Origin of the sequence: Petropleomorpha daqingensis (assembly GCF_013408985.1) — a bacterium.
GTDB lineage: Bacteria > Actinomycetota > Actinomycetes > Mycobacteriales > Geodermatophilaceae > Petropleomorpha > Petropleomorpha daqingensis.
In genome coordinates this window covers 4,287,970-4,308,968 of sequence record NZ_JACBZT010000001.1, presented here as the reverse complement: position 1 = coordinate 4,308,968, position 20,999 = coordinate 4,287,970, and the positions used below count along the sequence as shown (strand labels likewise).

Sequence of the window (20,999 nt, the reverse complement as noted above, 5' to 3'; positions counted from 1 at the left end):
CGCAGGTGGTGATGCCCGGTCATCCACCGCGTCGATGCCGCTACGCCGCCGTCGGCACCGGGTCCGGACCCCCGACCGCGCCGGGCCGGCAGCGGACCAGCCGGCGCAGCGTCAGCCAGCCGCCGCGCAGCGCGCCGTGGGTGCGGATCGCCTCGACGCCGTAGGCAGAGCAGGTCGGCGCGAACCGGCAGCACGCCGGCCGGTGGGGGCTGATCTCGCGCTGGTAGACGCCGATCGCGGCCACCATCCGGTCGGCGACGCTCCCGCCGCCGGAGCCGTCGCGCGCGACCCGGCGCAGCGTGGCCGGGGCGACCAGGAAGGCGTCGGCGCCGCAGCCGAGCAGCTCGGCCAGGCAGCAGCCGGTCTCGAGGAACAGCAGGTCGCGCAGGCACGACCCGCCGCCACCGCCGCGCCGGTAGTAGCCGGGGGGCCGGCCGTACCCGTAGCCGGGCGGCGGACCGTACGGGCGCCCGTACCGCGGGCGGCGGCGGCGCGGGCCCCAGCCCCAGACGAAGACCATGTTCCGATCCTCCGCGACGAACGCGGATGATGCTCGCCGTGGGAGCGCGCACCCCGCTGGCCGAGAGGCTGGCCGCCGGTCCGGTCGTGCTCGACGGCGGGATGGCCACCGAGCTGGAGCGCCGCGGGCATGACCTGACGACCGAGCTGTGGTCGGCGCGGCTGCTGCGCGACGACCCCACGGCGATCGCCGCGGTGCACGCCGCCTATGCCGGGGCCGGTGCCCAGGTGGTGACGACGGCGAGCTACCAGGCGACGTTCGAGGGGTTCGCCCGCGCCGGCATCGACGCCCGGACGACGGAGCGGCTGCTGCGCTGGTCGGTCGAGCTGGCCCGCCGCGGCGCGCCGGACGCCTGGGTCGCGGGCTCGGTCGGGCCGTTCGGCGCGCTGCTCGCCGACGGGTCGGAGTACACCGGCGCGTACACCGACCCGGCGTGGACCGGGCACGCCGGCGGGGGGCTCTCCGTCGACGAGCTGCGCCGCTTCCACCGCCGCCGCATGCAGGTGCTCGCCGAGGCCGGCGCCGACGTCCTGGCGTGCGAGACCGTGCCCGCGGCGGCCGAGGCGGAGGCGCTGGTCGCCGAGGCGCAGTCGCTGGGCGTGCCGATCTGGCTGTCGCTGACCACGGTCGTGGACGACGAGGGCGTCGTCCGCACCCGCCGCGGGGAGCCGGCCGCCGACGTCTTCGCGATGGCCGCCGGTGTCGACGAGGTGCTCGCCGTCGGCGTCAACTGCACCTACCCGTCGGGCGTGCTCGCTGCGGTCGAGGCGGCCGCGGCGTCCGGCAAGCCGGTCGTCGTCTACCCGAACAGCGGCGAGGGCTGGGACGCGGCCGGACGGCGGTGGACCGGCGAGCCGCTGCGCGCCACCGCCGACGTGCCCCGCTGGGTGGCCGCCGGGGCGCGGCTGGTCGGCGGCTGCTGCCGGATCGGCCCCGACCAGATCCGCGAGATCGCCGCCGCCCTCCCCCGCTGACCCCGAGGTGGTTTCGCGCGCTTAACCGCGCCCGGTTAAGCACGCGAAACCGCAGGGTTCCTCACTGTGGGTGAAGGGCGTGTCGCCCGGTGCGGTGAACCGCGCTCGACGGGGTCGCCAGGGCGACTACAGCGTGTGACCCTCGGCCCGTGACGCATGGGGGAACGCCACACCTGCAGGTCGTGGTCGAGGAGCCGGAACCGGTGCTCGCGCCTGAGTCCCGGTGGGTGCCACTCGTGGCCACGACCGCCGCGCTCGCCGTCGTCCTCGCGATGCTGGCCGGTCAGCGCTGGCAGCTGCCGCTGCGGACGGCGGGATCGGTGTCGCACGTCCCGCAGTCGCTGGTCTGCTTCCTGCTGGTGTGCGCCGGGGCGTGCCTCTGGGCCGCCGGCAAGGCGACCCGGCCGGCGGAGACGTTCCGCTCCCCCACAGCAGCCCAGCTCTGGTGGGTGCTGACGGCGGGTGCCGCCGTCGTGTCCATCACCGCGGCCCTGTCGCTGGCCGCCGACGCCGGGGCGCACCTGCAGCCGACCGTGCTGCTGGCCCGGTGGCTGGTGCCGTTCGTCCCCGCGGTCCTCGCCGGCGTGCTCGCCCGCCGCGACGGGCGCGGTGCCCGGATCCGGGCGGCGCTCGGGACCGGCGCGGTCACCCTCCCGTTGTTCGCCGTCGGGTGGGCGCTGTACGCCTCGCCCGCGGGCGTCGCGCTGGCGACGGCCGACGTCGTCTCGATGGTCCTGCTCGCGGGCGCGGCGCCGTTCGCGCTCGCGGTCGCGTTCGTCGCCGCCGAGCGCCGCTAGAGGATCGGGCGGCCGCCGGTGACGGCGACCCGCGCACCGGAGATGTAGCTGCCCTCGTCGCTGGCCAGCAGGACGTACACCGGCGCCAGCTCGGCGGGTTGCCCGGCGCGGCCCAGCGGGGTGTCGCTGCCGAACGTCTCGACCTTCTCCTCGGGCATCGTCGACGGGATCAGCGGGGTCCAGATCGGCCCCGGCGCCACGCTGTTGGCGCGGATCCCCTTCTCGCCGTAGAGCTGCGCGAGGCTGGCGGTGAAGTTGGCGATCCCGGCCTTGGTCATGGCGTACGGGGCCAGCTGCGGACTCGGCATGTCGGAGTTCACCGACGAGGAGTTGATGATCGAGCCGCCCGGCGGCATGTGCGGGATCGCGGCTCTGCACAGGGTGAACATCGCCGTCAGGTTCAGGGCGACGGTGTGGTCCCACTCGTCGTCGGAGACCTCCTCGAGCGACTCGTGGCTCATCTGGAACGCGGCGTTGTTGACCAGGACGTCGACCTTGCCGAACGCCTCGACCGCCGTGGGGATGATCGTCTTCGCGTGCGCGCGGTCGGAAAGGTCACCGGCGACGAGCACGCACTTCCGGCCCGCCTCCTCGACGTAGCGGGCGGTGTCCTTCGCGTCCTCGTGCTCGTCGAGGTAGGAGATGAGGACGTCGGCGCCCTCACGGGCGAAGGCGATCGCGACCGCCCGGCCGATGCCGCTGTCCGCGCCGGTGATCACCGCCGCCTTGCCGGTCAGCTTGCCCGAGCCCCGGTAGCTCTCCTCGCCGTGGTCGGGCCGCGGCGTCATCTCGCCGAGCGTGCCGGGCGGGGTCTGCTGCTGGGCGGGCTGGGACTCGGGGCGCGGGGACGACATGCGCCCGCGACTACCCGTCCGCCGCCCACCGGAACCGAGGCGCCCCGAACATGCTTCTGGGGTCGAATCCGCGCTCCCCGGGTCCTGCAGGACCCCTGAAGCGCGAGTTCGACCCCAGAAGAGGCGATGCTCGCTCAGGCCGCGCGGCGCACGGACTCCTCAGCCGGCGCAGCGATCGGCAGGTTCCAGCGCATCTCCAGCGAACGCCGGCCCGACGCGTCGACGACGGACACCCAGCGGCACTCCGGACACTCCTTGTTGCGCACCGATGCGCCTCCTTCCGTTCACCTGCTGTTCACCTTCTCTCCACCATCGGTCCATCTCACGCCTGGCCTGAGGGGTCGTTACCGGATCGTGATCGGCTGTTCACCCGGCATGGGGACGTGGGAAGCGAAAGCCCGTCCGGCACGCTGTTCCTCACGATGACGTCCACGATCGCCCCTCCCCTGCTCGACGACCCGGCTGACCTGACCGCGCTGCGCGCACTCGGCGACGATCCCGACGCCCTGTTCGCGCGGTTCGCCGAATGGGCCGACGCGGCGGGCACGACGCTCTACCCGGCGCAGGAGGAAGCGCTGATCGAGCTGGTCAGCGGCGCGAACGTCGTCCTGGCGACCCCGACCGGCTCGGGCAAGTCGCTGGTCGCCACCGGTGCGCAGTTCGCCGCGCTCGCGGCCGGCAAGCGCAGCTTCTACACCGCGCCGATCAAGGCGCTGGTCAGCGAGAAGTTCTTCGCCCTCTGCGGCGTCTTCGGCGCGCAGAACGTCGGCATGCTCACCGGCGACGCCGCGGTCAACCACGACGCCCCGATCATCGCCTGCACCGCGGAGGTGCTCGCCAACATCGCGCTGCGCGAGGGCACCGGCGCCGACATCGGCCTCGTCGTCATGGACGAGTTCCACTTCTACGGCGACCCCGACCGCGGCTGGGCCTGGCAGGTGCCGATCGTCGAGCTGCCGACCGCGCAGTTCCTGCTCATGTCGGCCACGCTCGGCGACACCACCGACCTGCGCGCCGACCTCACCCGCCGCACCGGCCGGCCGACCGCGCTGGTGGCGCACGCCGAGCGGCCGGTGCCGCTGCACCACTACTACGCGACGACGCCGATGCACGAGACGATCGACGAGCTGCTGTCGACCAGGCAGGCGCCGATCTACGTCGTCCACTTCACCCAGGCCTCGGCGCTGGAGCGGGCGCAGGCGCTGATGAGCGTCAACGTGTGCACCAAGGAGGAGAAGGCCGCGATCGCTGACATGATCGGTGGCTTCCGCTTCTCCTCCGCGTTCGGCACGACGCTTTCCCGGCTGGTGCGGCACGGCATCGGCGTGCACCACGCCGGGATGCTGCCCAAGTACCGGCGGCTGGTCGAGCAGCTGGCCCAGGCCGGGCTGCTCAAGGTCATCTGCGGCACCGACACGCTCGGGGTCGGCATCAACGTGCCGATCCGCACCGTCGTCTTCTCCGCGCTCTCCAAGTACGACGGCTCGAAGACCCGGCTGCTCAACGCGCGCGAGTTCCACCAGATCGCCGGGCGGGCGGGACGGGCCGGCTACGACACCGCGGGCACCGTCGTCGTCCAGGCGCCCGACCACGAGGTGGAGAACCTCAAGCAGTTCGCGAAGGTCGCCGACGACCCGAAGAAGCGCCGCAAGCTGGTGCGCAAGAAGGTGCCCGAGGGCATGGTGCCGTGGTCGAAGGCGACGATGGACCGGCTCGTCGACGCCGAGCCCGAGCGGCTGACCAGCCACTTCGTCGTCACCACCGGGATGATCCTCAACGTGGTCGCCCGCCCCGGCGACCCGGTCGCGGCGATGCGGCACCTGCTCACCGACAACCACGAGCCGCGCCAGCGGCAGCTGCGGCTCGTCCGTGAGGCGGTCGCCATCGCCCGGTCGCTGCTGCAGGCCGGCATCCTGGTCCGGCTCGACGAGCCCGAGCCGGACGGACGGCGCTACCGGCTCACCGTCGACCTGCCGCCGGACTTCGCGCTCAACCAGGAGCTGTCGACGTTCGCGCTGGCCGCCATCGAGCTGCTCGACCCCGCGTCGGACACCTTCCCGCTCGACGTGGTCAGCGTCATCGAGGCGACGCTGGACGACCCGCGGCAGATCCTCGGCGCGCAGCTGTCCAAGGCCAAGGCCGAGGCGGTCGCCCAGATGAAGGCGGAGGGCATCGAGTACGAGGAGCGCATGGAGCTGCTCGAGGAGATCTCCTACCCGCAGCCGCTGGCCGAGCTGCTCGACCACGCCTTCGAGGTCTATGCCCGGTCCAACCCGTGGGCGCGCGATGCGCACCTGTCGCCGAAGTCGGTCGTCCGCGAGATGTGGGAGCGGGCGATGACGTTCCGAGAGTTCGTCTCGACCTACGGGCTGACGCGCTCCGAGGGCGCGGTGCTGCGCTACCTCTCCGACGCGTTCAAGGCCCTGCGCTCCGGCGTCCCGGCCGCCGCCCGAACCGACGAGGTCGTCGACCTCGTCGAGTGGCTCGGCGAGCTCGTGCGCCAGGTCGACTCGTCACTGCTCGACGAGTGGGAGTCGCTGACCAATCCGGACGAGGACGCCGTCGCCGAGGCCGCGGTGCCGGCGCGGCCGCGACCGCTCACCGGCAACGAGCGGGCGTTCACCGCGATGGTCCGCAACGCCCTGTTCAACCGGGTGCAGCTGTGGGCGCGGCGGCGCTGGTACGACCTCGGCGAGCTCGACGGCGCCGCCGGCTGGGACGCCGACCGCTGGGGCGAGGTCGTGCAGGCGTACTTCGCCGAGCACGGCGAGCTGCCCACCGGCGCCGACGCCCGCGGCCCGGCGCTGCTCATCTGGGACAAGAGCGACCCACGGCTGTGGCGGGTGCGGCAGATCCTCGACGACCCGGCCGGCGACCACGACTGGGGTCTGGACGCCGAGGTCGACCTGGACGCCTCCGACGAGGAAGGCCATGCCGTCCTCCGCCTCGTGGAGGCGGGCCGCAAGGACGAATGAGAGGGTGCGCGGCGTGAGCGCACCCGAGTCCGCCGCCGGCCGCTTCGAGCAGGCAGCCCAGCAGCCGCCCCCGGCGGAGCTCGCCGCGCCGGAGCTGCTGCCCGCCCGGCTGGCGCACGCGGTGGCGGCGGCGCTGCCGGTGGACGGCGCCGGCCTGACCGTGCACGCCGACGCGGGCATGCGCGCCCCGATCGGCGCGAGCGACCCGATCACGGCCCACGCCGAGCAGCTGCAGTTCACCTTCGGCGCTGGTCCGTGCCTGCGGGCGGCGGACGACGGCGTGGCGATCGTCTTCGACGAGGAGGACATCCGGCGCAACTGGGCCGAGCTGCACGCGTCGCTGACGACGGAGACGCCCTACCGCGCCGTGCTGTCGCTGCCCCTGCTGCCGCCGCTGGGCCCGCTGATCGTCCTCGACGTCTACGTCCGCGACCCCGCGGAGCTGGCCCGGCTCGACCGCGACGAGGTGGAGGCGGTCCTGGTCCGGCTGACCATCCGACTGGCCGAGGGACTGCTCGGCCCGGACGACGGGCAGCAGGCGGACGGGTGGTGGAGCGGACCGGACGCCCAGCGCCGCACCCGGGTCTGGCAGGCGATGGGCATGGTCGCGCTGCAGCGGGATCTCGAACCGGGCGACGCGCTGCAGGTGCTCAAGGCGCACGCGTTCGCCACCGGCCGCGTCGTCGACGACGTCGCGGCCGACCTGGTCGACGGGCGGCTCGACGCCCGGGCACTGGAGGGTGCGCCCTGACGGCGGCCCGAGATCTGGACGTCCGGGCCTAGTCCGGTGCGGCGAGGACCAGCGCGGCGAGCGGCTCGAGACCGACCATGAGCTCGTCGAGCTCGGACGGCTGGAGGCACTCGTAGGGCTGCGCCGCGAGGTCGTCCGTGAGCGCCTCGACCCGCTGCTTGACGGCACGGCCCGCATCGCTGAGCCAGCCGTCGTCCCCGATCAGGCCACGGCGGCGCATTCCGCCGATCACCTCGGCGAGCTGAGCCGCGGGGAGGTGGTGGATGCGTCCGAACCTCTCCGCCGGCATGCCCATGTCCAGGGCCAGAAGCACGTGCGCCTCGAGTCCGCCGACGCCTTCGGTCCTCAGGGCGACGATGTGCCCGTCGCCGCGGTGCTCGCGCAGCAGGGAGGCCGCATGGAAGAGCCGGCCGACCACGTCGTCGGGCGCGGGGAGGGCGCGGAGCGCGGCGTACATCGGTCGCCCGTCGGGCGGGGCGCCGCTCGCCGCCTTCAGCAAGAGGTCGGCGGTGCGGGCGAGAGCGGGCGAGTCGACCCGCTCGCCGAGGATCCGCCGGAGCGCGTTCCCGCAACCCAGGCGACGAGCAGCGATCGCTGCCTCGGGCGTGGTCGTGCGCCACACCTTCGGGATGTGCCGGGCCACCTCGCCGGGAGCGAAGTTGTAGAAGAGCGCGTCCACCACCTCTGCCGTCGCGAGGCCGAGGGGCGCCGCGCGCCCGGCGAAGTAGGTGTCCCAGTAGTTCGTGAATCCCAGGGCGAACATCGCCTCGTTGGGTTCGTGGGTCGAGTACGGGACGGCACCGATCGGCTCGACGAGTTCGAACATCCGCCGAGCGGTCGAACGCATCGACGACGCTTCCCGACGTGGCGCCTGGTCCTGAAGAGTCACGAACACTTGGACGACCACGCGCCGCCGAACTCATCGCACAGCGCCGTCCGGCTGCTCATCGGCGGACTTCCACAACTGCCCCACCCGATCGACTGGCGTCCCTGGCGTAGCCGCCGGAGACGTTCCCGCGGGAACGTGGCCAAGGTTCGCGGCTTGAGGACGTTCCCGCGGGAACGCGCCTCGGCCCCGAAACAAATGTCCTTGAGCGGCCCACTTAGAGACGTCACGCTGGTCCGGATCATCAGCCAGCCATGAGACCGCAGTGGCATGGTCGGGGATCAGTCCAGTCAGCGATCTTTCTGGGTCGGGACATGCAGTAGAGCCGCCAAGGCTTCGTCGCCCTCCCTGTCGGCGAAGCATCTCGGGTGAACGAGCCGCGTCGGCGAACTTCGTAGATCGCCGATGAACGGAACCCATCTGGAAACCCAGCCGCGCTCGGCGTCATACCCGGGATGATGTGAGGCAACGCCGGGGCCAGCCGGGTCGATCGGCAGTCCGCAGAACGGGCAGATCAAGTCGCGCACACGGTCATGATGGCCGACTGGAAGGTCCGGGCAGACCTGGTTACCGGTCCCGTTGCAGACGTGGAGCCCACGTAGCGGGCTGGTCGTTCGTTGCCGTCAGCCGAGCTGCCTGTCGCCCAAAGCGGCACATTTAGGGCGACTTCCCGGCGCGGTCTCTAGGCCCTGCCTCCAATCGGCGGACATCCTGTCACCGTGCAGGCGACCACGTTGTGGCGACCGGTAGGCCCGGCTGAGCTCCGGTTGCTTGAGCAGAACGGTTGGAGAAGTTGGCCGCCGCGTCTACCCGAGCAGCCGATCTTTTATCCGGTACTTAACCGCGACTACGCGACGCGCATCGCGCGCGACTGGAACGTCCGCCATGACGGAGCCGGCTTTGTCACCGCCTTCGACGTCGACTCCTCGTTTCTCGACGACTACGAGGTTCACCAGGTCGGAGGCCAAACCATCCTGGAGTACTGGATTCCAGCCGAGGACCTGGATCGGCTGAACGAGCACATTGTGGGCACGATCCGGCTCGTGGAGTCCTTCGCGGCCAATTCAGGGGCGCCCTGAGCGGCCCACTCTGGGACAGCGAGCCACGACGAGATCGTTCGAGATGCTGTGCGGGCTCGGACACTCCAAGATCGAATCGCCCGGGTAGTACAGCAGAAGGGGACGGCCAGTTGACCCTCGACGCCATGATGGCGGCCCCTCAGCCAGCTCCACCTGGCTTCGAGTGGCTGAGCTACGTTTTCCTTGCCTTCGGCGTGATCGGGGTGACTGTCGGTCTCGTCAGGAGCCGTCAGAAGCGCCGCCGGAAGTAGCCGCCGCGCTGGAAGTCTTCGCAAGCCGCTGCGTCCCCAAACGGCCCATTCAGAGCGCATGACCAACGGCTCCATGAGTTCTGCGATCTCGTGGCTTTCGAGGCCTGAATAGCCACGAGATCGCAGAAATCACCGCCCGGAGAGTGTCTCTAAAGTCCTGGGTGTCCCCTGTCGGGGAGAGCCGTTCCGGGCTGAAAATGGTGCGCGGCCGCCCGTCGACGTCGTGGTGGCTTGGTCGTTCGAGGCCGGTCTGAAGTCGGGCGCCGGGAGCTGCGCTGAGGGCCGTCACGTGTGCTTCGAGCACGAGGATTAGATTCGCCGTTCCCTTGCAGCTCCTGCGGGTGGCCGCCTCCATCGGAACCGGGAGGCGAGAGCGATGCGGGTCGACACCGACGAGCCCGAGATCATCGAGCGGGTCGCCGCGTTGGACGTGGCCAAGGCCGAGGTGGTGTGCTGCGCCCGGGTGCCCGGTGCGGGCCGGCAGCGGATGCAGGAGGTCCGCACCGTCTCCACGATGACCGCCGCGCTGCTCGAGCTCGGCGATTGGCTGACCGAGCTGGGCGTGACCCGGGTGGTCATGGAGGCCACCAGCGACTACTGGCGGGCGCCGTTCTATCTGCTGGAGGACCGCTTCCAGACCTGGCTGGTCAACGCGCACGACGTCAAGCACCTGCCCGGCCGACCCAAGACCGACCGGCTGGACGCGGTGTGGCTGTGCAAGGTCGCCGAGCGGCAGATGCTGCGCCCCAGCTTCGTCCCGCCCCCGCACATCCGGGCGCTGCGGGACCTGACCCGCTACCGGGTCGACCTGCTCGCGGCGCGTACCGCGGAGAAGCAGCGGGTGGACAAGCTGCTCGAGGACGCCCTGATCAAGCTCTCGGTGGTGGCCAGCGATCCGTTCGGCGCCTCCGGGCGGGCGATCATGGCCGCGCTGATCGCCGGCGAGCGGGATCCGGCGGTGCTGGCCGACCTGGCCCGCGGCAGCCTGCGGTCCAAGACCGGCCGCCTGACCGAGGCGCTGACCGGCCGGTTCACCGAGCACCACGCCTTTCTGCTGGCCCAGATGCTGGCCCGGGTGGATGCGGCCACGGCCGACATCGCCACCGTGCAGGCCCGCATCGATGAGCAGATCGGCGACCTGGCGCCGGCGGTGGCCAAGCTGGATGCGATTCCGGGGATCGGGCCGGTGGCCGCGCAGATGATCCTGGCCGAGATCGGCACCGACATGACCCGGTTCCCGACCCCGGCGCACCTGGCCTCCTGGGCGCGGTTCGCGCCGGGCGTGAACGAATCGGCCGGCCGCCCCACCGGCAAGGCGGCCAGCGGCAAGGGCAACCGCTATCTGGCCCGTGTGCTCGGCGAGGCCGCGGTCAGCGCCGCGCGCACCGACACGTTCCTGGGCGAGCGATATCGGCGGATCGCCCGCCGCCGCGGCAAGAAGCGGGCGATCGTGGCGATCGGCCGCTCGATCCTGGTCATCATCTGGGCGTTGCTCTCCGACAGCGACGCCCAGTTCATCGACCTCGGGCCGGACTACTGGGCCCGCCGCAACAACCCCGAGCGCAAGGCCCGCCACCACATCCGCGAGCTCCAGGCCCTGGGCTACTCGGTCACCCTCAACCCCGCAGCCTGACCGAGGGGTTCCGGGATTTTCGGATTAGCCGCCGTCAGAGACAGCGGGTGGCGGCGCCGGGCGCACGTCGGACTACCTAGCAACCGGGACGGCGGCCGCGGTGATCTCGCCGAGCAGGTCCAGCGCCACGTCCCGCATTCGGTCGCCCACGTCGAACGACGGGTCCCAGGAGGCGAGCGTGGCCGAGACGACCGGCAGCTGCGCCGCGGCCAGGCCCAGCACGCGCCGGACCTCCTCGGCGGACAGCCCGTCGGGAGCCGCGTAGCCGTTGGCCGGGGCGATCGAGGGGTCGTGGACGTCGAGGTCGACGTGGAAGTGCAGGACGTCGACCCGCCCGGCCAGGTCGGCGAGGGTCGCGGCCAGCAGCTCGGGGTCGCGCGCCTGTGCCGGCGGCAGCCAGGCGAGGCCGGATGAGCGCAGGACGGCGGCCTGCGCCTCGGTCACGTCCCGAGCACCGACCAGGACGACGTCCCGCTCGGGCAGCGGCGTGAAGCCGGGGATGCGCCCGGCCACCGACCGCCAGCAGCGGCCCACGGCTATGGCCAGCCCCTGCCCGTCGAGGAACCCCGAGCCGTCCTCGTCCGGGGTGTTGAAGTCGCCGTGCGCGTCCAGCCAGAGCAGGCCCACTCGGTGCCCGGCCGCGGCCAACCCGGCGAGCACGCCCACGGTGCCCAGGCAGTTGCCCGAGAGCAGCACCGGGACCTGGCCCTCGGCGACGGCGTCGGCCACCTCGGCGGCGACCAGCCGGTTCAGCTCGAAGGCCGTCGCGAGCTCCGCGCGCCACTCCCCCGCCGGATCCAGCACGCGGACGTCGGCCGCGAGCTCCCCGGCACCGGCCCGCAGCAGCGCGAGCGGACCGGCGCCCATGCGGACGTCGCGGTGGCCCGAGTCGTAGGGGGCGACCAGCAGGCGCACGCCGGAGGACACGACGCGCAGTCTGCCCAGCCGTCACGCCGCCCGCTCAGCGACGTGTGACAACCTCGACGCCGATGACCGGGACCGCGCACGGGTGAACGCACTGCAGTTCGCCCTGCTCGTGCTCGCCGGCATCGGCGCGGGACTCACCGGCAGCATCGCGGGGCTGGCCTCGCTGATCAGCTATCCCGCCCTCCTGGCCATGGGGATCCCGCCGGTCACCGCGAACGTCACCAACACCGTCGCGCTGGTGCTCAACAGCGTCGGCTCGGTCAGCGCCTCCCGGCCCGAGCTGCACCGGCAGGGCGCGCGGCTGCGCCGGCTCGCGGTCGGCGCCGTCCTGGGCGGGGCCGCGGGCATGGCGCTGCTGCTGCTCACCCCCTCGGACGCCTTCGAGCGGATCGTGCCCTGGCTGATCGGTGGCGCCTCGATCCTCCTGCTCGTGCAGAAGCCGCCGGGCGAGCTCGCCGCCGAGGCGATCACCCACCCGCACCCCAAGGGCGACCCGTGGTGGCTGCCGGTCGGCACGTTCGCCGTCGCCATCTACGGCGGGTACTTCGGCGCGGCCGCCGGCGTGATGATGCTGGCGATGTACCTGCTGGCCACCGGCGAGTCGCTGCCGGTGTCCAACGCGCTGAAGAACGTCGTCCTCGGTGCGGCCAACGCCACCGCCGCGGTCGGCTACGTCGTCCTGACCTCGATCGCCTGGTCGGCGGCGGTGCCGCTGGCCATCGGGCTGTTCCTCGGCGGCCGGCTCGGGCCCCGGGTGGTCCGGCGGGCGCCGCAGAAGCTGCTGCGCCGGGTCATCGCGGTCGCCGGGATCGCGCTGGCGGTCAAGCTGGGCATCGACTCCTACGCGTAGCCGTCGACCAGGGCGCCCTTGTTCTGCAGGGCGGCGAGCTGGGCGGACACCTGCGCACTGCCCTGCAGCAGGTCGGTGATCCCCGAGCCCTCGGTCAGCCGGTCGAGCAGGTCGCTGCTGCTGATCCCGAGCGCGCTCGACAACGCGTCCAGCCCCTTGCCCAGGTCGGGTTCGGAGCTCTGCGAGGGGCGCTGCGGCCGGACGCCGTCGGCGATGTCCGTCGCCATCGCCGTCGTGTCGACTGTCGCGCCGTCCCGACCGGTGGCCGGCAGCGTCGAGGCGATCGTCTGCACCAGGTCGTCCCGGCTCACGCCGGCGGTCGTGGCCAGGTCGGCCATGGTCGAGCCGCTCTTCAGCGCCGACCTCAGGTCGCCGGTGCTCATCCCGAGCTTCTCGGCGACGGCCTTCAGGGTTTTCGCGTGAGCACCACCGGGCGGCGGTCCGGCCGGCCGCATCGCGGCGCTGCCGCTGACGGAGCTGACGTCCATGAGGTTCCTCCTGAGGGGCGGCGGATCGTGCGGTCGCCACCCTCCGCGGCGGCCGTGCGGCGGACGCCGCGCCGCGCACGGTTCCCAGGACGTTGGCAGCCGGCCCCAGCCGGCTGCCAGGAATCAGCCGCGCGCCACGTAGGCCGAGAGGAACAGCACGAACCCGCTGACCAGGAGCAGCAGCCGGGCAGGGGTGAGCCCGGTGAGCAGCCCGGCGGTCGTCTCGGCCCATGCCGGGCGGACGGCGGCCTCGCGGACGCTGCGCCGCACCAGCCGGACCTCGTCGGCGAGCAGCGGACCGGACGCGCCGAGCAGGCCCATGCCCACCACGAGCAGCACCAGGGCGAGGCGCTGGGCGAACGCGTCCGCGGAGCCGACGAGCAGCAGCACCGCGACCACCCCGAGCACCGCGCCGAGCAGCGCGCCGGCGACCGGTGCCCACGGGCCCATCCGGGTCAGCGGGCCGCGGCGCCGCGGCCGGACCGCCGGCCGGGTCGGCACGGGGGCGGTGGGCTGGGCCGGTTCCGGCTCCGGCGCCGCGAAGGCCACCCCTTCCGGTGGCGGGGTGCCGGGGCCCTCGGATTCAGTCATCGCTCACCTCATCCGTCACGCTAGCCACAGGAGCCCCACGACCCGTGGACCTCGGCCCGGCGTTTCAGCAGGTGGCCAGCAGCGTGCGCAGCGCGCCGGCCTCGGCGTCGGTCACCGTCAGCCCGTACTCCTGCTTCACCGTGACGACGACGGTGGCGTAGGAGCAGCCGTACGCCGGGTCGGGCGGCACCCACTCCTCGGCGGTCGAGTCGCCCTTCGCCGAGTTCTGCTCGCGGTCGGTGGCGATGAGGTTGTCCAGGTCGTTGGCGAACTGCTCGCGCTTCTGCGCGGTCCACCTGGCCGCGCCCTGGGTCCAGGCGGCGGCCAGCGGCACCACGTGGTCGATCGGCACCTCACCCGCGTCGGCCTTGGTGAAGTGCACCGTCGTCCCGGTGTAGGGGTCGTGGAGGGTGCCGGAGGTGACCACGCAGCCGTGCGTCCCGGCGCGGACGGCGATGGCGATCAGGTCGCGGTGCAGGACGTCGTTGCGCTGGTCGCAGCCGTTGCCGTCGACGTCGGCCCAGGCCGGGCCGAAGACGCAGCCGGCGCCGTTGTCGCAGTCGCGCTCGTAGCCGGCGAGGCTGCTCTTGGGGGCGACCGGCAGCTGGGCGAGGGCGGCGGCGGCCGCCGTGGGGTCCAGCGTGCCGGCGGGCACGTGCCCCACCCCGACCGGTCCGGACGGCGGACGGTACCCGGACCCCGAGGACGACGACGGCTGCGACCGGTCGACGCTCAGGTAGACGGCGATGATCACCAGCGCCGCCACCAGCGCACCCAGCCCGGTCAGCCCGCCCGCGGTGCGCCTGCGGCGGTTCATCGCTCCCCCTCCCCCGGGCCCGCCGCCCCGATCGGCCGACCCTCGGCGACCCTAGAAGCAGGCACCGACGCCCCCGGGGAGCGGCGGACCCGTGTCGCGCGCTCAGGAGCCTGCGTGGATGACGGACCGTCGCCGGTTCGATCCGTCCGGTCCGAACACGCCTGGATTCTGAAAAGGGTCCGGCCGGAAGCTGAACCTGCATCGACGACGCACTCGTGCTGAGGGCCATGGGGGCCGCTGTCGGGGAGCGATCAGACACGCAGGTTCCCTGCCGCCCGGCCCGAGAGGCCCCTCGCCCCCGGCCAGGCAGAAACGGCATGCCCTGAGCAGACAGGAACCCGCCATGAGCCCGATCAGCGCCGATCGACGTCGCTCCACCACCCCACCCGCCGTGCGCCCTGAGCACCGCAGAGCCGACCACGGGCCCCGGTGAGGGAGGCGTCGTGCCGGTCATCTCGACTCCGCAGGCCTTCGACGAGGACGACCTGTTCGTCGACCTGCGCACCGTCTTCGCCCACCAGCTGTTCCTCAAGTGCGAGGGGTTCAACTTCGCCGGCTCGATCAAGCTCAAGGCCGCGACCGAGATGGTCGAGGGCGCCGAGCGCGAGGGCGCGCTGACCCCCGACTCGATCCTCGTCGAGTCCTCCTCCGGCAACCTCGGCGTCGCGCTGAGCATGCTGGCGGCGAGCAAGGGCTACCGCTTCGTCTGCGTCACCGACTCCCGGTGCAACACCTCGACCCGCCGCCTCATGGAGGCGCTGGGCAGCCAGGTGCACGTCGTCACCGAGCCGGCCGAGACCGGCGGGCTGCTCGGAGCGCGGCTGGACCACGTCCGCGCGCTCGTGGCCTCCGACGAGCGCTACGTCTGGCTCAACCAGTACACGAACGCGGGCAACTGGCGGGCGCACTACCGGCGCACCGCCCCGGCGATCGCCCGCTCGTTTCCGCGGCTGGACGTGCTCTTCGTCGGGGCCGGCACCACCGGCACGCTCATGGGCTGCGCGCGATGGTTCCGCGAGTGGCACCGGCCGGTGCGCGTGGTCGCCGTCGACGCCGTCGGCTCGGTGACCTTCGGCCGGCCGCCCGCGCGCCGGTTGATCCCGGGGCTCGGCACCGCCGTCCGGCCGCCGATGCTCGACGAGAGCTACGTCGACGAGGTGGTCTGGGTCGAGGAGCCCGACACCATCCGCGCCTGCCACCGGATGGCGCGGCACGGCTTCCTGTTCGGCGGCTCGACCGGCACGGTGGTCAGCGGGGCGATGGGCTGGCTCGCCCGGCACGACGGGGACGACGTCACCGCGGTGGCGATCGCCCCGGACCTGGGCGAGCGGTACCTGGACACCGTCTACCAGCCGTCGTGGGTGGCGGACCGCTACGGCGCCGACGTGCTGGTGCCCGCGCATGCCGAGCGCCGGTCCGCCGCGACCGAGGTGCTGGTCCGGTGACCGCCGACGTCGTGGCCCCGCCCGCCGCCCCGGCGACCGCGGTCGAGCGCGGCCTCGCCGAGGTGCTGGCCGACGTCCTGTCGGTCGAGGAGATCGGCGTCGAGCAGCACTTCTTCGACGACCTCGGCGCCGACTCGATGCTCATGGCCCGGTTCTGCGCCCGGGTGCGCAAGCGGCCGGACCTGCCCGCGGTCGCGATTACCGACGTCTACGCCACCCCCTCGGTCCGCGCCCTCGCCGGCACCCTCGTCGACGACGGACCGGCCCGGGTGCAGGCCCGGTTCGCCGGCCTGCTCGCCGAGGTCCTGGGCACCGGCTCCGTCGGTCCGGACCAGAACTTCTTCGACGACCTCGGCGCCGACTCGATGCTCATGACGCGGTTCTGCGCCCGCGTCCGCAAGGCCGGCGGCCTGCCGCCGGTCGCGATCACGGACGTCTACCGGTACCCGACCGTGCGCACCCTGGCCGACGCCGTCGCGGTCGCCGACGCACCGGCCCCCGTCGGCCGGCCGCCGTCGGTGCCGGCCGCGCGGGCCACCACCGGCCGGTACGTGCTCTGCGGGGTCCTGCAGGTGCTGCTGATCTGCGGCTACGCCTACGGGGTGGCCGTCGTGCTGCAGCGCGGCTTCGACTGGATCTTCGCCGGTGGCGGGTTCGTCGACGACTACCTGCGCGCGGTCGTCGCCGGCGGGCTGGGCTTCCTGGCGGCCTGCCTGGTGCCGATCGCGGCCAAGTGGGTGCTGGTCGGCCGGTGGAAGCCGGGCCGGGTCCGGATCTGGGGTCTCGGCTACCTGCGCTTCTGGACGGTCAAGACCCTGGTGCTGCTCAACCCGCTGGCCCTGTTCGCCGGGACCCCGGTCTTCAGCCTGTACCTGCGGGCTCTGGGGGCCCGGGTCGGGCGCGGGGTGGTCGTGCTGACCCGGCACGTACCGATCTGCACCGACCTGGTCGCCCTCGGCGACGGCACGGTGGTCCGCAACCAGACCTTCCTCAACGGCTACCGCGCCCGGGCCGGCTGGATCGAAACGGGCCGGGTCGAGCTCGGGCGGGACGTGTACGTGGGCGAGCGCTCGGTGCTCGACATCGGCACGGTCATGGGCGACGGGGCCCAGCTCGGCCACGCGTCGTCGCTGCACGAGGGGCAGCGCGTGCCGGCGGGGCAGACCTGGCACGGCTCACCCGCGCGGCCGGCGACGGCCGACTACCGCGCTCTGGGACCGGAGGACGCGCGCCGCGGCCACGCCGGCGTCATCACCGCGCTGCAGGCCGTCCTGTGGTTCCTCGTCTACGTGCCCGTCGTCTCGGGCGGCATCGCGCTGCTGCTCACCGCCGTTCCGTCGCTGAACGTGCTGCTGGAGCCGGGGTCGCGGGCGCTGAGCGACCCGGGGTTCTTCGGCATCGTGCTGGTGTCGTCGGCCGTGGTGTTCCTCGGCTCGATGGCGCTGAGCGCCGTCGGAGCGGTCGTCGGGGCCCGCCTGCTGCGCGTCCTCGTGCGGCCCGGGCGGGTGTACCCGCTCCACGGCATCCACTACTCCGCGCACCGGGCGATCACGCGGTTGACCAACCGGCGGTTCTTCGTCGAGTTCTTCGGCGACAGCTCGTCGGTGGTCCACTACCTGCGCTGGATCGGCTACCGGCTGCGCCCGCTGCTGCAGACCGGCTCGAACTTCGGCTCGGAACTGCGGCACGAGAACCCGTACGAGTGCGCGGTCGGCCGCGGCACGGTCATCGCCAGCGGGCTGACCTTCCTCAACGCCGACTACACGAGCACCTCCTTCCGGGTCTCCCGGACGACGATCGGCGCCCAGAGCTTCCTCGGCAACGACATCGTCTACCCGCCGCGGGCGCGGACCGGCGAGGACGTCCTGCTGGCCACCAAGGTCCTGGTGCCGATCGACGGGCCGGTCCGCGAGGGCGTGGGGCTGCTCGGGTCACCGAGCTTCGAGATCCCCCGCACCGTCGCCCGGGACAGCCGGTTCAACCACCTGATGGAGGGCGAGGAGTTCCACCGCCGGCTGGCGGCGAAGAACCGGCACAACGGCCGGACGATGGCCGCCTGGCTGGCCGCCAAGTGGGTGTACGCGTTCGGCGTCACCCTCTTCGGCCTGCTCGCCGCCGACCTGTACGCATCGCTCGGCGCGGTGGCGCTGGCCGCGAGCGAGGTCGCCGTCCTGCTGTTCACCGTGCTGCACGTCTCGCTGGTGGAGCGCGCCGCCACCGGCTTCCGCGGGATGCGGCCGACGTACTGCTCGATCTACGAGGTCGGGTTCTGGCGGGCCGAGCGGTTCTTCAAGATGCAGTCCGGTCCGGGCCTGAACGCGGTGTTCGTCGGCACCCCGGTGCAGTCGTGGTTCTGGCGTCTGGTCGGCGTGCGCCTGGGCCGGCGGCTGTTCGACGACGGCTGCGGCATGTCGGAGAAGAACCTCGTCACGATCGGCGACGACGTGACGCTCAACGCCGGGTCGTTCATCCAGTGCCACTCGCAGGAGGACTTCACCTTCAAGTCCGACCGGACGTCGGTGGGCTCGGGCTGCACGATCGGCGTGGCCGCGCTCGTCCACTACGGCGTCACGATGGAGGACGACGCCGAGCTGGGACCGGACGCCTTCCTCATGAAGGGCGAGGAGGTGCCGGCGGGCGCCTCGTGGGCCGGCAACCCCGCCCGTGACGTCCGCGCGTTGCGGCCGGGAGCCCTGCGATGACCGTGCTCGCCGACACCGACCGGGAGTTCTGGCGCGAGGTGCTCCTCGCCGGCGCAGCGACCGCCGTGCCGCGGTGGACCGTCGCGCCGGTTCCCGGCACGGGTGCGGTCGAGGTCCCCGTGCCGCGGGCCGTCGTGCAGCGGCTGCCCGGCGTCGCCGCCGCGCTGGGCGTGCCGGTGTCGGCGCTGCTCCTCGCCGCGCACGCCCGCGTGCTCGCCGCGCTGGCCGGGGAGGGCGAGGTCGTTCCCGGGCTCCTGCTCGACGGGTCGGCCCTCCCCTGCCGGATCGCCGCCACCGGCGCCTCGTGGCGGGAGCTGGCCGCCGCGGCCGAGCGGGCCGCGGCCGCGGTGAGGGCGCACGCCGGGTTCCCGGTCGAGGAGCTGCGGGCCGAGCTCGGGCTGCCACCCCTGGTCGAGGTGGCCGTCGACCCGGACGGCGGCGGGCGCGGGCTGCCGCCGGGCACCCTGCTCGCGATCTCGTTCCGCCGCCGCGGCACCGGCCTCGCCGTCGAGGTGCGGCACCGCAAGGACGCGGTGGACGCCGCCGGCGCCGCCCGCGTGGCCGGCTACCACCGCGCCGCGCTCACCGCCCTCTGCACCGCCCCGGATGCCGATCCCCGCCGGACCCCGCTGCTGTCGGCCGACGAGCGCCGCCTCCAGCTCGACGGCCTGGCCGGCCGCGCCCGGCGGCTGCCCGACCGCCGGGTGCACGAGCTGTTCGAGGAGCGCGCGGCGATCCACCCCGACGCGGTCGCCGCCGTGCACCGCGGCCGGTCGCTCACCTACCGGGAGCTCAACGCGCGTGCCAACCGGCTGGCCCGCGGCCTGCTCGCCCGCGGCGTGCGGCGGGAGGAGATCGTCGCGGTGGTCGCCGAGCGCGACCTGGACTGGATGACCGCCGTCCTCGGCATCTGGAAGGCCGGCGCCGCGTACCTGCCGTTGGAGCCGCACTTCCCGGCCGGCCGGATCGCCGCCGCCCTCACCCGCGCCGACGTGCGGCTCGTCCTCACCGAGCCGGGGTGCACCGGGGTGGTCGATGCGGCCCTGGCGGGACTCCCCGGCCACCGCGTGCTGCTCGCCGACCTGCTCGGCGAGGACCACCCCGACGGGGACCTCGGCCTGCCGGTCGGCGCCGACCAGCTGGCCTACGTGCTGTTCACGTCCGGTTCGACCGGCGAGCCCAAGGGCGTGCTGTGCGAGCACGCCGGGATGCTCAACCACGTCCTGGCGAAGCTCGACGACCTGGGCATCGGCGAGGGCGAGGTCGTGCCGCAGACCGGCCCGCAGTGCTTCGACATCTCGGTGTGGCAGCTGGTCGGCGCCCTGCTGGTGGGCGGCCGCACCCTGCTGGTCGAGCAGGAGACGATCCTGGACGCCGAGCGGCTGGTCGACACGCTCGTCGAGCACCGCGCCGGTGTGCTGCAGGTCGTGCCCTCCTACCTGGACGTCGTCCTGTCCTACCTGGAGCAGCACCCGCGCGCGCTGCCCGACCTGCACCACGTGTCGCCGACCGGCGACCTGCTCAAGCGGGAGCTGGTCGAGCGCTGGTTCGCCGCGCAGCCGGGCATCCCGCTGGTCAACACCTACGGGCTGACCGAGACCTCCGACGACGCCGTCCACCTGGTGCTGCACGGCCCGCGCGACGACGGCCGCGTCCCGCTCGGCCGGCCGATCCCGAACACCTCCGTGGACGTCGTCGACGAGCACGGCGAGCCGGTGCCGCTCGGCGCCCCGGGGCTGATCGCGTTCTCCGGCGTCTGCGTCGGCCGCGGCTACGTCCACGACCCGGCGCGCACCGCGGCCGTCTTCGGGCCCGACCCGCACCGGCCGGGACAGCGGGTCTGCCGCACCGGCGACTCGGGCCGATGGCTGCCCGACGGCACGCTGGAGTTCCTGGGGCGCCGCGACACCCAGGTCAAGGTGCGCGGCTTCCGCATCGAGATCGGGGAGATCGAGAGCGCGCTGCTGCGGATCGACGGGATCCGGGACGGCGCCGTCGTGGTCGCCGACCGGCCCGACGGCAACCGGGCCCTGGTCGCCTGCTGCGCCGGCCCCGCGCCGCTGCCGGCCGACCGGCTGAGGACCGCGCTGGCCCGGGTGCTGCCGGAGTACATGCTGCCGTCGGCGTTCCTCTGGTGGGACCGGCTGCCGCTGACCGGGAACGGCAAGGTCGACCGGACCGCGCTCGCGGCAGCGGCCGCGGCGGCGGACGGCGGGGTCGCGGAGCGCTCCGCGCCACCGGCCACCCCGGAGGAACGGCGGCTGGCGGCCGCGTGGGCGGCCGTGCTCGGCGTCCCGGCGGAGCAGATCGGCCGGCACGACTCGTTCGTCGACCTCGGCGGGACCTCGCTGTCGGCGGTCAAGCTCGCCGTCGCGCTGGACCGCGCCCTCTCGCTGCCCGAGGTGCTCGCCGTCCCCGTGCTCGCCGACCAGGCGGCACTCCTGTCCGGAAGGAGCTGA

18 protein-coding genes are annotated in these 20,999 nt (G+C 73.4%); 10 read left to right on the top strand and 8 right to left on the bottom strand.

What is annotated here, in order from left to right; all coding sequences use genetic code 11:
* Window positions 1-40: 40 nt before the first annotated feature.
* Entirely contained in the window at window positions 41-520 is a 480-nt protein-coding gene (gene yidD / locus GGQ55_RS21315) for a membrane protein insertion efficiency factor YidD (RefSeq protein ID WP_179720193.1), read from the bottom strand.
* A gap of 38 nt (window positions 521-558) precedes the next feature.
* Here yidD and mmuM point away from each other — a divergent pair, with 38 nt between their 5' ends.
* Together mmuM and GGQ55_RS21305 are read left to right on the top strand one after the other, a co-directional pair.
* Window positions 559-1,494, top strand: a complete 936-nt coding sequence (gene mmuM / locus GGQ55_RS21310; protein WP_366489916.1) for a homocysteine S-methyltransferase — start codon at window positions 559-561, stop codon at window positions 1,492-1,494.
* 236 nt (window positions 1,495-1,730) lie between these two features.
* Window positions 1,731-2,291: a hypothetical protein gene (locus tag GGQ55_RS21305; protein WP_179720189.1), complete on the top strand. Its 561-nt coding sequence runs from the start codon at window positions 1,731-1,733 to the stop codon at window positions 2,289-2,291.
* Here the strand turns inward: GGQ55_RS21305 and GGQ55_RS21300 are convergent.
* Complete coding sequence (locus tag GGQ55_RS21300; RefSeq protein WP_179720187.1) at window positions 2,288-3,145, bottom strand: SDR family oxidoreductase; 858 nt, start codon at window positions 3,143-3,145, stop codon at window positions 2,288-2,290. The genes GGQ55_RS21305 and GGQ55_RS21300 overlap by 4 nt on opposite strands.
* A 134-nt stretch (window positions 3,146-3,279) precedes the next feature.
* The gene (locus tag GGQ55_RS27985) at window positions 3,280-3,411 is read right to left on the bottom strand and encodes a hypothetical protein (protein WP_281371361.1); all 132 of its coding nucleotides are present in this window, start codon (window positions 3,409-3,411) and stop codon (window positions 3,280-3,282) included.
* A 117-nt stretch (window positions 3,412-3,528) separates the two neighbouring features.
* On the opposite strand from GGQ55_RS27985, the gene GGQ55_RS21295 reads away from it, so the two are divergent.
* Window positions 3,529-6,120 carry a DEAD/DEAH box helicase gene (locus tag GGQ55_RS21295; protein ID WP_366489913.1) on the top strand — a complete coding sequence of 864 codons (2,592 nt, stop codon included), beginning with the start codon at window positions 3,529-3,531 and terminating at the stop codon, window positions 6,118-6,120.
* A 13-nt stretch (window positions 6,121-6,133) separates the two neighbouring features.
* The gene (locus GGQ55_RS21290; RefSeq protein WP_179720185.1) at window positions 6,134-6,871 is read left to right on the top strand and encodes an ANTAR domain-containing protein; all 738 of its coding nucleotides are present in this window, start codon (window positions 6,134-6,136) and stop codon (window positions 6,869-6,871) included.
* Between the two features lie 28 nt (window positions 6,872-6,899).
* Here GGQ55_RS21290 and GGQ55_RS21285 read toward each other — a convergent pair whose 3' ends face one another.
* Complete coding sequence (locus GGQ55_RS21285; RefSeq protein WP_179720183.1) at window positions 6,900-7,718, bottom strand: SCO6745 family protein; 819 nt, start codon at window positions 7,716-7,718, stop codon at window positions 6,900-6,902.
* A 758-nt stretch (window positions 7,719-8,476) separates the two neighbouring features.
* On the opposite strand from GGQ55_RS21285, the gene GGQ55_RS21280 reads away from it, so the two are divergent.
* Complete coding sequence (locus tag GGQ55_RS21280; RefSeq protein WP_179720181.1) at window positions 8,477-8,836, top strand: ADP-ribosylation/crystallin J1; 360 nt, start codon at window positions 8,477-8,479, stop codon at window positions 8,834-8,836.
* A 627-nt stretch (window positions 8,837-9,463) separates the two neighbouring features.
* A complete protein-coding gene (locus GGQ55_RS21275; RefSeq protein ID WP_179720179.1) occupies window positions 9,464-10,720 on the top strand; it encodes an IS110 family RNA-guided transposase in 1,257 nt (418 codons plus the stop codon).
* Between the two features lie 72 nt (window positions 10,721-10,792).
* On the opposite strand, the gene GGQ55_RS21270 is transcribed toward GGQ55_RS21275, so the two are convergent.
* On the bottom strand, window positions 10,793-11,647 hold the full coding sequence (locus tag GGQ55_RS21270) for an arginase family protein (protein WP_179720177.1): 855 nt from the start codon (window positions 11,645-11,647) through the stop codon (window positions 10,793-10,795).
* A gap of 82 nt (window positions 11,648-11,729) precedes the next feature.
* On the opposite strand from GGQ55_RS21270, the gene GGQ55_RS21265 reads away from it, so the two are divergent.
* Window positions 11,730-12,497 carry a sulfite exporter TauE/SafE family protein gene (locus tag GGQ55_RS21265; RefSeq protein WP_179720175.1) on the top strand — a complete coding sequence of 256 codons (768 nt, stop codon included), beginning with the start codon at window positions 11,730-11,732 and terminating at the stop codon, window positions 12,495-12,497.
* On the opposite strand, the gene GGQ55_RS21260 is transcribed toward GGQ55_RS21265, so the two are convergent.
* The 3 genes from GGQ55_RS21260 to GGQ55_RS21250 form a co-directional block, all read right to left on the bottom strand.
* Window positions 12,488-12,985: a hypothetical protein gene (locus tag GGQ55_RS21260; protein ID WP_179720173.1), complete on the bottom strand. Its 498-nt coding sequence runs from the start codon at window positions 12,983-12,985 to the stop codon at window positions 12,488-12,490. The two genes, GGQ55_RS21265 and GGQ55_RS21260, sit on opposite strands and share 10 nt — an antisense overlap.
* Before the next feature lie 123 nt (window positions 12,986-13,108).
* Entirely contained in the window at window positions 13,109-13,576 is a 468-nt protein-coding gene (locus GGQ55_RS21255; protein WP_179720171.1) for a hypothetical protein, read from the bottom strand.
* Window positions 13,577-13,640: 64 nt separating this feature from the next.
* Window positions 13,641-14,393 carry an HNH endonuclease family protein gene (locus tag GGQ55_RS21250; protein ID WP_179720170.1) on the bottom strand — a complete coding sequence of 251 codons (753 nt, stop codon included), beginning with the start codon at window positions 14,391-14,393 and terminating at the stop codon, window positions 13,641-13,643.
* A 443-nt stretch (window positions 14,394-14,836) separates the two neighbouring features.
* On the opposite strand from GGQ55_RS21250, the gene sbnA reads away from it, so the two are divergent.
* From sbnA to GGQ55_RS21235, 3 genes are read left to right on the top strand one after another with little or no spacing between them, the layout of a single operon-like run.
* The gene (sbnA, locus tag GGQ55_RS21245) at window positions 14,837-15,838 is read left to right on the top strand and encodes a 2,3-diaminopropionate biosynthesis protein SbnA (protein WP_179720168.1); all 1,002 of its coding nucleotides are present in this window, start codon (window positions 14,837-14,839) and stop codon (window positions 15,836-15,838) included.
* Window positions 15,835-18,540: a Pls/PosA family non-ribosomal peptide synthetase gene (locus GGQ55_RS21240; RefSeq protein WP_179720166.1), complete on the top strand. Its 2,706-nt coding sequence runs from the start codon at window positions 15,835-15,837 to the stop codon at window positions 18,538-18,540. Before sbnA ends, GGQ55_RS21240 begins: the two co-directional genes overlap by 4 nt.
* A complete protein-coding gene (locus GGQ55_RS21235; protein WP_179720164.1) occupies window positions 18,537-20,999 on the top strand; it encodes a non-ribosomal peptide synthetase in 2,463 nt (820 codons plus the stop codon). The genes GGQ55_RS21240 and GGQ55_RS21235 overlap by 4 nt, the downstream gene beginning before the upstream one ends.